Below are 14,022 nucleotides of genomic sequence, written 5' to 3'. Positions count from 1 at the left end.
AGGGCCTATGGAAAAGTATCATCGATTGTATGAGGCGATTTGCGGCCTGTTGTATGAAGCCAAAGGATTGGACAGAACGCTGCTGTCGGCCGATATGCCGCTGCAACAGTTGGGGTTGGACAGCCTGGATTATATGGAGTTGATGCTGCTGGTTAGGCGTGAGTTCGGCATTACGCTCAATGCGGAAATGTTTATCGAACGGCCTGACCTGACCCTTGGCGAGCTGTGTCACGTTATGACCAGTCAATAATTCTCCCCCCAGGCGGCCGTGTGATGCGGTCAGGCCTGGGTTATTCCCCATCGTGACTTTATTTCCTCCTGCCCTGATTTTTCCTCTTATCGATTCACATAAAGATTAAAACTTATCGGTTTGGTTAAGATACGTTCGCGCCGGCGGATTTATTTCGTTTTTTTACGAGCCGTATAACGCTTTGAAACCCATGGCGCCTCGCGATTTTATTAGGATTTTTCTTTGTTTTGTCGGTTTGTTTGCCAATTTCAGCGCATGTGTGAAATGGAAGTATTAACGCAAACTAAAGTGAATCGGGAAGTATGCCGTCCTTATTATTTCTGATGGTGGCAGTTGAGCTGCGGTTTTGATTAATGAGGGGGCCTCAAGGGAGGCGCTGAAGGGGGGATTAATCCCTGTACACTGTTCGCGTTTGGCAAATCCGTTATACTCCGCGCTGGATGCAGGAACCTATCCATAGCCAGGGGAAACCCTGAGTGTCCATTGTGGTGATGTAAAAGGAAAATGACAGCCACATTTTTCCGATCAAAGTAATAGAGGTTGTATGTCTAATCGTAAACATCTGACGCCTTCTGAAGTGGAGAGACTGCTTGAGGTCACGCTGCATGGAAAGAATCCAGAACGCGATTATTGTCTGATTTATATGTGTTTTATTCATGGTTGCCGCGCCAGCGAAATTGGGGGATGGCGTTTGTCGGACATCGATCTGGAAGGCGGCAACATTTATGTTCATCGCTTGAAGAATGGTTTTTCCACGGTGCATCCGCTTTATCTGCGAGAAAGGCAATGTTTGCGGCGTTGGCTGGATAAACGCCGGCAACACCGTTGGGCCGATCAGGAATGGTTATTTCTTTCCAATCGGGGCGGGCGTTTGTCGCGCCAACGTATTTACGGCCTGCTTCGTCATTACAGTAAGGTGGCGAAACTGGAGATTAACGCCCATCCGCATATGCTGCGGCATGGTTGCGGATTTGCGTTGGCGGACCGAGGTATCGATACCCGATTAATTCAGGATTACCTCGGGCACCGAAATATTCAGAATACAGTGATTTATACCGCCAGCAATGCACAGCGCTTTAAAGAAATTTGGTAAGCGCGATTTAATAGAGTAACGGCAAGGAGTCACTTTGAACTAAACTGAAACATACTGTAAGGACGCGTAAAAACAATGTCAATATTCCTACGCTCACTTTGTCTGACAAAGGAGAATTTTATTTAAAAACATATAGTTGAGTTAATGTTTCATTTCTTCCGCACTCCAGCCATCTAAGCAAAATCCTAATCAAATAAAAGTCAGTTTAAATCAATCGGCCAATCCCTTGGTTTTTTGGTCTGATTTGAGGTTATTTTGTTTTCTATTTGGCTTTAAATTCTGTCTTTTATTTGTTTTTTGGTTTTAAAAACCAAAGGAGTCACTTTAGTTCAAAATGAATCGTTTGGGTGAATAAGCCTTAGGCCATCAATAAGTTTGGTCAAGGGTATTTGCTCTTCGTGGAACTAAATAAAAGGGAATGACATTAAGGATATGTCGGAAATAAAACCATGCATATTTTGCATAATTTTAAGGAAAGTAGGATGAAAAAGAATCTGCTGGCTGTAGCTGTTTTGACCGCGTCTGCATTTACCACCTCCGTATTTGCCGCTGATGGCAAGCTGAATATCACCGGTAGCATCACCGATCAGTCGTGCACCGTCGATCCGGACTCCCAAAACAAGCAGGTCGCTCTGGGTAAGATCGCCAAAGATGCGTTTATTCAATCTAATACTGCAGGTGCCAAGGCATTCAACCTGGTGTTAAAAAACTGCCCGGCGACTGTCACCGGCGCCACCGTGCGTTTTGACGGCACTCAAGTTCAGGGCCAGTCCGGGTTGTTGAAGCTGACTGACGCCGCCGATGTTGCTGGTGGCGTTGGCGTACAGTTGCTGGATGATGCCAGCAATGTGCTCAATATCGGCAACGATTCCCGCGTATATACGCTGGCAGAGAACAAAGACAACGTTCTGGGCTTTGTGGCGCGTTATTACGCTTACGATACCGTTTCCGTCGGTAGCGCGAACGCCACCGCCAACTTCACTATCGCCTATCAGTAAATTCACGCCGTTATATCGGCGTGAGCGTTAGAAAAATGGGCCAGAGGCTGTGTCTCTGGCTCTTTATTCATCGGGGAAGATAACAAAATGAAAGCGGGATATTTTGCGCTGACGGCAGCGTTATTGATGGCGCTTTGGGCTCCGGCTCAGGCCGGCGTGATCGTGGGCGGGACACGGCTGATATACGACGGAGGTAAAAAAGAGTCCGCTCTGAATATCAATAATCCGGATGCGGTGCCTTATTTGATCCAGTCCTGGGTCGATGCTCAAGAGGGGGAAAGCGCTAAAGCGCCGTTTATCATCACCCCACCGTTGTTTCGCTTGGACGGCGGCCAAAATAACCTGCTGCGCGTAGTGCGTGCGGGCGGCAATTTGCCGACGGACAGAGAATCGCTGTATTGGCTGAATGTGAAGTCTATTCCTTCGGTAGAAAAGAAAGAAAACACGCTGCAAATTGCGATCAAGACCCGCATCAAGCTGATTTATCGTCCCCAGGGACTGGCCGGCAATCCGGAAGAAGCGGCCGGCAAAGTAACGTGGCGGCGCAGCGGCGATCGGCTGCAGGTGACCAACCCTTCACCCTATTACCTCACCTTTTTTAATTTGAAGCTGAACGGCAGTGCCATTACCGGCAACACCATGGTTGCGCCGCAAGCTACCGCCAGTTTTCCGTTACCGACGGCGAAGGGTGGGGGAGGCAGCCTGAGCTGGCAAATCATCAACGACTATGGCGGAACCGGCCAGACCTATACCGGCACGTTATAGCCGGGCCGCGATGCGTGTTTTTTGGCCCCGGAGTAACGCTGGGGCCAGCGTTCGGCTTACCTGAATTTTAGGCGGCTGAGCCAATCGGGACAGGGAGTTAAAAGGATGAATAACCCGAATAGCATTGGTTTACCAGGGACACGATCGATTTTGGCCGGTTTGATGTCTTGCCAGGTGGCGCTGCTTTATCCAATCGGTGCAGCGCATGCACGTGATTACTTCAACCCGGCGCTGTTGGAGATTGACAACCCGGCGCTGCGCGGCGCCGATCTCTCCGTATTTGAGGAAAACAACAGCCAGGCGCCCGGCACTTATCGGGTCGATCTTTACCTTAACGGCGAACAGGTTGACAGTCTCGACGTCGAGTTCCGGCTGATGCCGACGGCTGGCGGAAAGCAAGCGCTGCAGCCTTGTTTCAGCGCGGAAAAATTGGCCGAATTGGGGGTGAGAGTCTCCATGTTCCCGGCGATCGCGGCGGAGGAGCGCTGCGTCAATCTGGCGCAGGCCATTCCTCAGGCTTCGACGGTGTTCCAGTTTAATCAGCTGAGATTGAATCTGAGCATTCCGCAAGCGGCATTGAACTTAAATGCGCGCGATTATGTTTCTCCGGATAAATGGGACTCCGGCATACCGGCGTTGTTGGTCAATTACAACTTCAGCGGCGCCAATAGCCAAACACGCGGCAGCGAACGGCAGAACAACAATAACTATTACCTCAATTTACGCTCGGGCATCAACTGGGGCGCCTGGCGTTTGCGTAACTATTCCATCTGGAATCACTACACCGGCGGCGCTTCATCCTGGCGTTCAATCAATACCTATCTGCAGCGCGATATTGTTGCGTTGCAAAGCCGCCTGACTCTGGGCGACAGCACAACGTCCAGCGAGGTGTTCGACAGCGTACAGTTCCGCGGCGGGCAATTGGCTTCTGAAGATGACATTCTGCCGGACAGTATGAAGGGCTACTCGCCGGTGGTGCGCGGGATTGCGCGCACTAACGCGCAAATCGTGATCCGGCAAAACGGCTACGTGATTTATCAAAGTTATGTGCCGCCGGGTGCGTTTGAAATTACCGATCTGTACCCCACGGGCGGCAGCGGCGATCTGAACGTCAGCGTGCGCGAGGCTGACGGGCAGGAGCAACATTTCGTGGTGCCTTATGCCGTGGTGCCGGTATTGCAGCGTGAAGGGCGTTTCAAATACAGCCTGACCAGCGGGAAATACCGTTCATACAGCGGCGGCGTTGATGAACGTCCGTTCAGCCAGGCCACCGGCATCTACGGTTTGCCGTGGGGGGCCACGTTGTACGGCGGCGTGCAAGCCGCCAGTAAGTACCAGTCTCTGGCGCTGGGGTGGGGGCAGAACATGGGGGCGGTGGGGGCGCTGTCCGCTGATGTCACTCAGGCATGGACCAAGCAGGAAACTCGGCCGAAAGAGCAAGGGCAATCATGGCGCCTGCGTTACGGCAAAAACTTCATTGAAACCGGCACTAACTTCAGCTTGGCCAGCTACCGCTATTCCACGCGTGGTTTTTATAGCCTGCAAGAGGCGCTGGAGAGTTACGGCGGCAACAGCGCGATCTATAACGATCACAAAAAGAGCCGTGCCGAGTTGACGATGAGCCAGAGCCTGTGGGATCTGGGAGGAACGCTGTCGCTCAGCCTGTTTAACGAAGACTACTGGAATGACAATCGTCGTTCGCAGTCGGTCAGCCTCAGCTACAACAACAGTTGGGAAGCTGTCAGTTACGGACTGAATTACACCTTCAGCCAGAACGGGTATGACAACAACGGCAACCGCAGCAATATTCGCGACCATATCGTGGCCTTCAACGTCAGCGTGCCGCTCAGCAAATGGCTGCCTGGCAGCTACGCCACCTACAACATGAACGCCAGCCGCAACGGCGCCACCAGCAACAATCTTGGGTTGAGCGGCACCGCTTTGCCGGGCAACAACCTGAACTACAGCATCAGCCAGGGCTACACCGGCAGGGGCGTGGGGGCGAACGGTAATATTCAGGCGGACTACAAAGGCGCCCTCGCCGAGTGGAACCTGGGGTATGGCTACGATCGCCATCGCCAACAGGTGAGCTACGGCGTGCAGGGCGGTGTTCTGGTGCACCAAAACGGCGTCACGCTGTCGCAGCCGCTGGGCGATACGGTGGCATTAGTGCAGGCGCCCGGCGCTTCAGGGGTGGATGTTTTGAACCAGACCGGGGTCAGCACCGACTGGCGCGGCTATGCGGTTGTGCCTTACCTGACGCCTTATCGGCGCAATATCGTCGGCCTGGACGGCGAGTCTTTCGCCGAGGATGTCGATATGACCTTGAGCAGCCAAACGGTGATCCCAACCCGTGGCGCCGTGGTGCGTGCCAGCTTCAATCCGGATGTCGGTGCCCGCGTGTTGCTGACATTACTGACGCGCAGTGGCAATCCGGTGCCGTTCGGCGCCACCGTCAGCAATCTCAATAGCCCCTCTGATAATGCCGGCATTGTCGGTGACGGCGGGCAGGTTTATTTGGCCGGCATGGCGGAGAGTGGCCGGCTGCAGGTTAAGTGGGGCAATGACGCGGCTCAGCAGTGTCAGGCTAACTATCAATTGGCTAATCAGCCAGAGAGCGGCGGAATACGTCTCGTTAACGGACTGTGTTTATAAGGTGCAGACAATGGCGACAGGAATATCGATTCAACGCAGGGCGATCGCCGGTGGGCTGCTGGCGTGCGCAATACTGGCTGTACAGCAGGCGCAGGCGGCGCCAGGGCAGTGTACGCCGATATCAGGAACGCACGGCTTTTCATTTGCCTTTTCCCCAAGCTTAAGCGACCCATCGCAAAACGTGACGGGGCGGATTATCAAGAACGCGGATAAGAACGCATGGAACTTGCCCGGTTCGTATTATGTGAAATGCGAATGTACCGCTCGCACGGCTTCTTACATCACCGCCAAAATGCTGTTGACCAACCCGGTATTTCAGGAGGGCGGATTGACGTATTACGCGTTGAACGAATATCTGGGCGTCGCCAGCGAGGTCTTCGTGGCGGGGCAGCGCAATGAATACCTTGCTGCACCCTTTACCAATGAGACTAACCGTAAGACCAGCATGGATGGCGATGATGAATCCTGCGCCCGTTCGCCCTACAACAGCGGCGCGCGTGGGCGCATTCACCTGTATTTCCGTCGGCCCTTCGTTGGCGTGACGGCGATCCCGAATACCCGACTGGTGGAAACGTATGTATCGGTAGTGAGTGGCGTGAAAAGCGATACGCCGGTTTCCACCATCTCTATGAGCGGTACCGTCACCGTGCCGCAGAGTTGCGAGATCAGTCCCCAGACGGTGGTGATCGACTTTGGCGATATCGTCAGCACCCATTTCCAAACGAAAGGCGCGATGCCACCTCGTTTCACACCGGAAGAGAGAACGCTGACGCTGTCTTGTCGCAATATTTCCGAGGGCGTCAAAGTCAGTCTGTCATTTCGCGGCGAGGCCGACGGCAACATGCCGGAGGCGCTGAAGACCAGCAACCGCGACATCGGCGTGATGATTAAGGATATGCAGGGCAATGTGATTCGGCCGCAGAGCGGGCGCTTGCCCATCGATGACTTCAACTATCCCGACCAAAGCGGCAGTTCGCGGATCAGCGTATATCCGATCAATACCACCGGGCAAGCCCCTTCAGTGGGGCAGTTTAATGCCACGGCAACCATTCAGGCCGAAATCCAATAAACGGATATTTCAACGGCAGCGGGCTGACGGGCCCCTGCGTTTAACGACAAGGAGCAGATTATGGTGAAAATGTGTAATCGTTTTGGCTGCAACCTGGCGCTGACCGGCGCGTTGCTTTTGACCGTACCGGCGGCGCTCGCGGTATCGAAAATAGTGATTAGCGGCAACATTAAAGCCGCCCCCTGCGAAATCGACGGTGCGAACGGCACTGTGTCCGTCAATTTGGGAGACGATATTTCCGCTGCTACCCTGGCGACGTCCGGGGCTTTCAGCCCCTGGATAGAGTTTCCTCTGACGTTAAAAAACTGCCCAAGCACCACCACCTCTGTCGTCGCGACCTTCAGCGGGACGCCCGCCGAGGAAAGCGCCAGCTTGTACAAGAGCAACGGCGGCTCTCGTCGGGTGCAAATTGAGTTGCAGAATAGCCAAGGGGCCAACCTGGGCAATGGCAAGAGCATGACGCAACTGGTGGATCGCGCGACGAATAATGCCAGATTCGATTTACGTGCGCGGGCATACAGCACCCATGGCGGATCGACGCCAGGTTCAATAGACGGCGCTCTGCAGGTCACTTTTGTCTATCAGTAGGCAATGGGACAAAAGGACCGGCGTGGGCGGAAGGTTAACGACAGAGTTAAGGTGATGATATGAAAATCAATTATCCCAATGGAATGGCCTTGGCGGCGGGCAATGAAGCGGCGGGTGCCGTGGCTGTCATGGAACCCTGCGCCATGACGGCTCTGGGGATGAGAAACCGGTTGATTGAATCCTGTGGTCTCCAACCTGGCAACATTCGGCAGGTGGCAAATCTGGTGGAACTGAGAGCCTTATTGACTGAGCATCCGCATCGTTTATTGGTGATGGAGCTGTGTGGTCAATCAGAGTCGGTATTGGAGGGATTCAAGCTGATCGCTGAGGTGCGGGAAAACTCGCCGGACACCGCGATTGTCATCTGTACGGCATTGGATGAACCGAGGCTGTTGCGGCAGCTCATCGCTTCCGGTATTCGCGGCCTGATGCTGAAGCAGGAACCGGCTATTGCATTGACCCACTGTGTTCAGCAAGTCCTGACAGGCAGTTGCAGCTTCAGCCACCGGGTACGCCAACGTCAATTGCATGAGGCTGGCGCCGATAAACCGCTGACGGCGAAGGAACTGGATGTGTTGACCCAACTGTTTTCCGGTAAGAGCGTGACCAGCGTGGCGCTGACCATGTGCCGTGATATCCGCACCGTCAGCACCCATAAACGCAATGCGATGTTGAAGCTGGGGTTTCACAGCGATGGGGAACTGTATCTTCAGGGGAAATGGATGGCTGCGCAAGGTTCATCCTTGGTTCGCTAGGCAAGCGCACGAGGTCTCGTGGGCAAGCAAGCATAGGAGCAGATTATGCATTTATGGCGTCAGCAACCGCTGAACATAGCATTAATGGACAGATGTCCATTGACGCTGGAAGGGTTGGCCAGTTTTTTAAAAACGCTGCCAACCCAGGTAAAAGTCGTCGTAAAGGAAACCAGCGTACGTGCGGTGGTGGATAGCGTGGTCTATCAGCAGGCCGACGTGCTGATTACCGAACTGGACGGTGAAGATGAGACGCCCGCTAAGGGCAGGGAAGCGTTGCTGGCCCTGTGCACGCAACTGCCCGAATTACGGGTGATTGCCTATACCCGTTGCCGTAATGCAGAAGAGTTAGGGCGATTGTTGCCTCAGCCCAATGTCAGCATCGTCGCCAGAGATGACGCTTTACCGCTGGTGGCGGAGTTTTTTAATCGGGTCTTGCTTGGGGAGCGAGTGTTGAGCCCACAGATAGGGACTTTTCTGGCCCCCTCGGTTAGCGCAGATGAGGTGGCCACTCGGAAGCTGACTCGCTGCGAGACTGATGTGTTGGCCTTTTTGTTCAACGGCATGAGCCTGCGGCAAATTGCCGAATTGCAACGCCGCAGCATCAAGACGATCAGCGCGCATAAATGCAGCGCCATGCGCAAACTGCAGGTGAAGAATGACAGCGAACTATTTTCATTGCACGGCAATATTACGCGACAATTTGGCGGGAAGTGGTCAAAGGGGACTTAATCGTTAATGGTAGGGTATAAGCCGGTAGCATAGGCGTTGAAAAAACAATCAAACAAGTGTTCCCCTGGGCGGGTGGATGAAAGCAGCTCGGCGTTGGAATAGTGCTGAATTAGACCGTTGTTGGCGTGCCGGGCTGCATTTTCCCATCCGATATTTTTACCTTACTCGATGCGCATGTTAAAAGAAGATGAGCGCCTGCATCGTTATTTCCATCGTAAGATTAAATGCTGATCGTGCGGAATCGCTCTACATTGGTTGCGGTGTAGATCACCGTATTCTGGATATTTTTGTGCCCTAAATAATCCTGAATCAAGCGCGTATCGACCCCGTTATCTGCAAGCGCGTAACCGCAGGAGTGTCGCAGCATGTGAGGATGAACCTGAACGCTAATGCCGGCCATTTCACCGTACATTCTCATTAGGCGATACAGTTGCTGACGTGAAATTTGCCCGCCGTGGCGCGACAGAAATAACCATGGGGAATTGGCGTCAGGATAGTTCGCCCGCTGGGCCAGCCAGTTTAACAGCGCCTGTCGTTCTCGCGGCTGAATGGGGTGTTGAACGGAAAAACCGTTCTTTAGCCGAGATATATGGATCCGATGGGAGGTAAGATCAATATCTTGCAGGCGTAATGATCGCAGTTCGCTCACCCGCAAGCCGTGAATGAAGCACATTAATAGTAAACAACGATCTCGAATGCTATTTTTACCCTCATGCACGGCGGCAATCAGTTGTTCAATTTCAATCTGGCTAAGGAATTTCCTTTTTTTCATTTTCCTTTCCTGCGTATCTGGTACTGGCGATTTCCATCATGAAGTTTTATTAAAGCATTGGAACATAATAGGCGGCAAAGGAAATAAATAATTTTATTTGCTAATGCATGGGTTTATTTTATCTTTTTCTTTTTGTTATTTTTTTAGTGAATGAATTTTGATTTTATAGATCTATTTTTTTAGCGGCTTATTTAATTGGCGAATATTTAGCGCCCAGAGTGAACCATGCTGCGAATTGGCCGCCGGCAGGCGGCAACGCCTCTCCCCCGACCAGTGCTTGATAAGCTGTGATGAGAATTCGTCTTGATCTCATTCTCGCGCCGCTTACAATGCCTGCCAGATCGCGATTTCAGAGGTTTGTTCATGGAACTGCTACGGGTGGTTTATCGGCAGTATCGTTGGCCATTTCTGGCGGTTATGGCATTGACCATGGCCAGCGCCGGTTTAGGCATCGGTATCATTGCTTTTATCAATCAATATCTGATGGACGCCAGCGGCAACCCATTGGCCGTGTTGCCGATGTTTCTCGCCCTGCTGGCATTGTTGATAGCGGTCACGTTGGGTTCGCAACTGGCGCTGACCACATTGGGCCATTACTTCGTCTATCGATTGCGTGGGCAACTGGTGAAGCGCATTCTGGATACCGAGATCGAGCGCCTCGAACAGTTAGGCAGCGCCTCATTGCTGGCCAGTCTGTCCAGTGACATCCGCAATATCACCATCGCCTTCGTGCGCTTGCCCGAATTGGTGCAAGGGGTGATTTTGACCCTGGGGGCAGCGGCCTATCTGGGGTGGTTATCGCCGAAAATGCTGGCGGTCACGGCGGTTTGGGTGGCGGTGACCGTGGTGGGTAGCGGCTGCCTGGTGTCACGGGTTTATCGCCATATGGCCAGTTTGCGCGAGTCAGAAGAGCGTCTCTATCATCGTTATGAATCGGTGATTGACGGCCGTAAGGAACTGACGTTGAACCGCAAACGGGCGCAGGCGTTATACGAGCAGGCCTATCAGCCCGACGCGCAAGCCTATCGCTACCATATCATTCGCGCCGATACCTTCCATTTGAGTGCGCTCAACTGGTCTAACATCATGATGTTAGGGGCGATCGGGCTGGTGTTCTTTATGGCCAACAGTTTGGGATGGGCGGACTCGACGGTGGCCGCGACCTACTCGCTGACGCTGCTGTTCTTGCGCACGCCCTTACTGCAGGCCGTGGGGGCGTTTCCGACGCTGGTCGGCGCCGAAGTGGCCTTCAACAAGCTGAAAGCGCTGCGTCTGGCCGAGTATCAGCCGGGGTTTCCAGCCGCCGTTGGCCGTTCCTGGCAGACGCTGGAGCTGCGCGACGTGGTTTTTCACTATGCAGATGCGGAACAACAGCCCGGTTTTACCGTCGGGCCGCTTAATCTGACGCTGCGGCGCGGTGAGCTGGTGTTTCTTATCGGCGGCAACGGCAGCGGCAAGTCAACGCTGGCGATGCTGTTGACCGGATTGTATCGGCCGGTAAGCGGGCACATCGTTCTGGATGGTGTCGCACAGACCGCGGCGGATATGCCGGACTATCGCCGGCTGTTTTCAGCGATTTTCACCGATTTTCATCAGTTCGATCGTTTACAAGGACCGGAAGGCGGCGAACCTGATACGGCGCTGGTCGCGCATTGGCTTGAACGGTTGAATATGAAAAGCAAATTGCAGTTCGACGGCGCCAGAGTGACCAACCCGCAACTGTCGCAGGGGCAGCGCAAACGTCTGGCCCTGTTGCTGGCGGTGGCGGAACAACGCGATATTTTGCTGTTGGATGAATGGGCCGCTGATCAGGATCCGCAGTTCCGGCGCATTTTCTATCGCGAACTGTTGCCGGCGCTGCGCGCGTTAGGCAAAACGGTGTTCGCCATCAGCCATGACGATCACTATTTCGAACACGCCGATCGGTTGCTGGAGATGCGCTCAGGCCATTTACGCGAGTTGACCGGCAGCGAGCGTGAACACGCCAGCCGGGATTCCGTCAGCAGAATCGGTTAACTTACGCCGGCCCGTGCCAGACCAAAACGGGCCGGCGCTTCTCCCGCGCATTATTTCAGTGCGTCGCTTCATTTTCTCTCGCTCCTCCAATGCTGTCTGCTGCCGATTTGGCTTACGACCAGTCAAATAATTGATGTTTGAATTATTTACCGGTGGTTTAATTTTGACCTTTAAAGGTGTGGCACACTGCGCATTCGTTCGCCTATCAAAACACGTTCTCGCCTGCCGATAACAGTGATATCCACGGTGCCGTTCTTACTAAGGCGGTAATGCAGGTCTATGGCTAGCAGCTGTTTTTTAAATATCCATAGGAAAAAACGACTTTATCGATCGTTAAAACAGATCGATAATTGGTTTTTGAATGGTTTAATCTATTGGTTGAGGGCGCTGTGGTGAGCAAGGATGGATCTGATATCAAACGTAGAGCATGGCTGTGTGTGTTTATCGGTAGCGGGCTGTTCTGGCTGCTAACCGCTGCCGTGATTTACTGGTTACTGAGTTAGCAGGTTAAGCAGGAAGACGATTCGTGAACAAGAAGCAGGCTAAAAACCGTGAGGGCGTTCAGCGTCGCGCGCAGTCAAAAATTCCGCCTTCATGGGGGCTGAGCGATGAGCAGCGCGCCTTTATTGAAGATTTATGGCAGGATACCGCTCCCGAAGCGGCGCGGCCCATCGTTCAGCGACGTTAGCCGATCACGCGGCTGCGGCCGGCCAGCGCGCCGAACAGCATTTGCAAGACGGTCAGGCATAGCAGAGCGATCAACGGCCAGCGCCAGCCTTCCGTCAGATCGTGCAACAGGCCGAATAAGGTGGGCCCCAGCGCCGCCAACAGATAACCGACGGATTGCGCCATGCCCGACAGCAGCGTCGCCTGATGATGATGCTGACTGCGCAATCCAAAGAACGACAGCGCCAGCACCAGCGAACTCCCCGCTCCCAACCCGGCAAACGTCAGCCACACCAGTGAACTGGCGGGTTGCACCAATAATCCCCCGACGCCGATAAAGATCAGCAGAGAACTGCCCAGCGCTATCGCCCGCTGATCGCGCGCCCGCGGCAAAATCACCACCATGACAAAGTTGGCGACGATCGCCACCACCTGATAAACGAACAGCTCGAAGCCCGCCTGCTGGGCTGAGGCGCCGTGGCTGACGGCAAAGGCGCTGAACCAGCCGATAATGGTGTAGAAGGCGATCGATTGCAGCCCCATGAACATCGCCACTTGCCAGCCCAGCGCGCTGCCCCAGGGAGAGCGATAGCGTTGCGGCTCTGCCGATTGTGGCTCTTTGGCTGCGGGTGTGGCTGTGCGCCGCAGCTGCGGCAACCAGATCAACAGCGCCAACAGCGCAGGTAATCCCCAGCACAGCAAGGAGAAGCGCCAGCCGAGATCGGCCAGGGAAGCCAGCGGTACCGCCAGACCGGAGGCGATGGCGGCGACCAGTGACATCACCGCCGCATAGGCCGCTATCATCGCGGCGGCGCGATGAGGAAAATCTCTTTTCACCAGCGTTGGCAGCACCACATTGGCGAAGGCGATGGCGGCGCCGATCAGAACGCTTCCCAGCCACAGCATGGCGTCTTGCGGCAGGGAACGCAGCGCGATGCCGCAAACCAGCAGTGCGAGGGCGAAGCCCAGGGTGCGTTCGATTCCGAAGCGTTTCGCCAGCGCCGGGGTGAGTGGCGAGAGGACGGCGAACAGGATCAGCGGCAGCGAGTTGATCAGGCCGGCGGCGGTGGCGGACAACGCCAGCTGTTGCTGAATCTGTTCCAGCAGCGGGCCGACGCTGGTGAGGGCGGCACGCAGGTTAGCCGCGATCAGCATGATGCCAACGATCAGCAGAGCAGGGCGATGCAAACGGCGACGCGGGGTCGCGATGGATGATGATGAAGATGAAGCGGGTTGCGGCATGAGTTCCTCGCACCAGGGCATGCAGACAATCAGCGCTGCATGGCGTGATGCGTTGATTGACGTTAACGCTTACGTACCGACAAGGAGCCGATATCTGATCGCAAGTGTAGGGAAGATGGCTCGTGCTGACAAGGGGATGGCCCGGCGGGATGGAGAGGGCTGACCCCCACCGGCCGCAGGATAATTACCATTATGTGATCCTGATCACTTAGCGAACTAAAAGTCATAGTGCAGGACGGGGTCTGCAGCGCTTTCACTTCTGCCGCCGCCGGTGCGGCTGCTCTCCGGCGCTCATGCTCGTCATGGCATTTCATTTTTCTCCCATTCCATTTTTTGGCTTTTCGATTCGTTTCGATTCGAAAGGTTTTTTGGCGGTTTTTTTGCTAAAACGGGGCTGTAAGCCCGATCACAATTTCATTGCTTT

Annotated in this window: 14 protein-coding genes; 12 read left to right on the top strand and 2 right to left on the bottom strand. The window is 54.2% G+C overall.

Annotation, left to right across the window (positions count from 1 at the left end):
• The first annotated feature begins 7 nt into the window (after positions 1-7).
• The 9 genes from ACP3TA_RS01090 (at position 8) to ACP3TA_RS01050 (ending at position 8,902) form a co-directional block, all read left to right on the top strand.
• Entirely contained in the window at positions 8-250 is a 243-nt protein-coding gene (locus ACP3TA_RS01090; protein WP_033644937.1) for an acyl carrier protein, read from the top strand.
• Between the two features lie 544 nt (positions 251-794).
• On the top strand, positions 795-1,343 hold the full coding sequence (locus tag ACP3TA_RS01085; protein ID WP_033644811.1) for a tyrosine-type DNA invertase: 549 nt from the start codon (positions 795-797) through the stop codon (positions 1,341-1,343).
• A gap of 482 nt (positions 1,344-1,825) precedes the next feature.
• Positions 1,826-2,341 carry a fimbrial protein gene (locus tag ACP3TA_RS01080; protein WP_033652146.1) on the top strand — a complete coding sequence of 172 codons (516 nt, stop codon included), beginning with the start codon at positions 1,826-1,828 and terminating at the stop codon, positions 2,339-2,341.
• Positions 2,342-2,428: 87 nt separating this feature from the next.
• A complete protein-coding gene (locus ACP3TA_RS01075; RefSeq protein ID WP_046687742.1) occupies positions 2,429-3,106 on the top strand; it encodes a fimbrial biogenesis chaperone in 678 nt (225 codons plus the stop codon).
• 105 nt (positions 3,107-3,211) lie between these two features.
• Positions 3,212-5,761 (top strand): fimbria/pilus outer membrane usher protein, encoded by a 2,550-nt coding sequence (locus ACP3TA_RS01070; RefSeq protein WP_096242565.1) that lies wholly within the window; start codon positions 3,212-3,214, stop codon positions 5,759-5,761.
• Positions 5,762-5,771: 10 nt separating this feature from the next.
• Positions 5,772-6,830, top strand: a complete 1,059-nt coding sequence (locus ACP3TA_RS01065; protein ID WP_046687740.1) for a fimbrial protein — start codon at positions 5,772-5,774, stop codon at positions 6,828-6,830.
• Positions 6,831-6,890: 60 nt separating this feature from the next.
• Positions 6,891-7,418, top strand: a complete 528-nt coding sequence (locus ACP3TA_RS01060; protein WP_089197388.1) for a fimbrial protein — start codon at positions 6,891-6,893, stop codon at positions 7,416-7,418.
• A 59-nt stretch (positions 7,419-7,477) separates the two neighbouring features.
• Positions 7,478-8,173: a response regulator transcription factor gene (locus ACP3TA_RS01055; protein ID WP_042785287.1), complete on the top strand. Its 696-nt coding sequence runs from the start codon at positions 7,478-7,480 to the stop codon at positions 8,171-8,173.
• A gap of 45 nt (positions 8,174-8,218) precedes the next feature.
• Positions 8,219-8,902 (top strand): response regulator transcription factor, encoded by a 684-nt coding sequence (locus tag ACP3TA_RS01050; protein WP_033644816.1) that lies wholly within the window; start codon positions 8,219-8,221, stop codon positions 8,900-8,902.
• A 220-nt stretch (positions 8,903-9,122) separates the two neighbouring features.
• On the opposite strand, the gene ACP3TA_RS01045 is transcribed toward ACP3TA_RS01050, so the two are convergent.
• A complete protein-coding gene (locus tag ACP3TA_RS01045; RefSeq protein ID WP_033644817.1) occupies positions 9,123-9,674 on the bottom strand; it encodes a tyrosine-type DNA invertase in 552 nt (183 codons plus the stop codon).
• 363 nt (positions 9,675-10,037) lie between these two features.
• Here ACP3TA_RS01045 and ACP3TA_RS01040 point away from each other — a divergent pair, with 363 nt between their 5' ends.
• The 3 genes from ACP3TA_RS01040 to ACP3TA_RS01030 all read left to right on the top strand — a co-directional run bounded on the left by ACP3TA_RS01040 (position 10,038) and on the right by ACP3TA_RS01030 (position 12,378).
• Positions 10,038-11,690 carry a multidrug ABC transporter permease/ATP-binding protein gene (locus ACP3TA_RS01040; RefSeq protein WP_033644941.1) on the top strand — a complete coding sequence of 551 codons (1,653 nt, stop codon included), beginning with the start codon at positions 10,038-10,040 and terminating at the stop codon, positions 11,688-11,690.
• 389 nt (positions 11,691-12,079) lie between these two features.
• Complete coding sequence (locus tag ACP3TA_RS01035) at positions 12,080-12,193, top strand: YmiA family putative membrane protein (RefSeq protein WP_049232362.1); 114 nt, start codon at positions 12,080-12,082, stop codon at positions 12,191-12,193.
• A gap of 23 nt (positions 12,194-12,216) precedes the next feature.
• Complete coding sequence (locus ACP3TA_RS01030; RefSeq protein ID WP_162997249.1) at positions 12,217-12,378, top strand: hypothetical protein; 162 nt, start codon at positions 12,217-12,219, stop codon at positions 12,376-12,378.
• Here ACP3TA_RS01030 and ACP3TA_RS01025 read toward each other — a convergent pair.
• Complete coding sequence (locus ACP3TA_RS01025; RefSeq protein ID WP_047573842.1) at positions 12,375-13,598, bottom strand: CynX/NimT family MFS transporter; 1,224 nt, start codon at positions 13,596-13,598, stop codon at positions 12,375-12,377. The two genes, ACP3TA_RS01030 and ACP3TA_RS01025, sit on opposite strands and share 4 nt — an antisense overlap.
• Positions 13,599-14,022 lie beyond the last annotated feature (424 nt).

Origin of the sequence: Serratia sp. 2C06 (assembly GCF_050037615.1) — a bacterium.
Classification (GTDB): domain Bacteria; phylum Pseudomonadota; class Gammaproteobacteria; order Enterobacterales; family Enterobacteriaceae; genus Serratia; species Serratia ureilytica.
The sequence above is the reverse complement of the archived record's forward strand: the minus strand, read 5'-3'. Positions and strand labels throughout refer to the sequence as shown.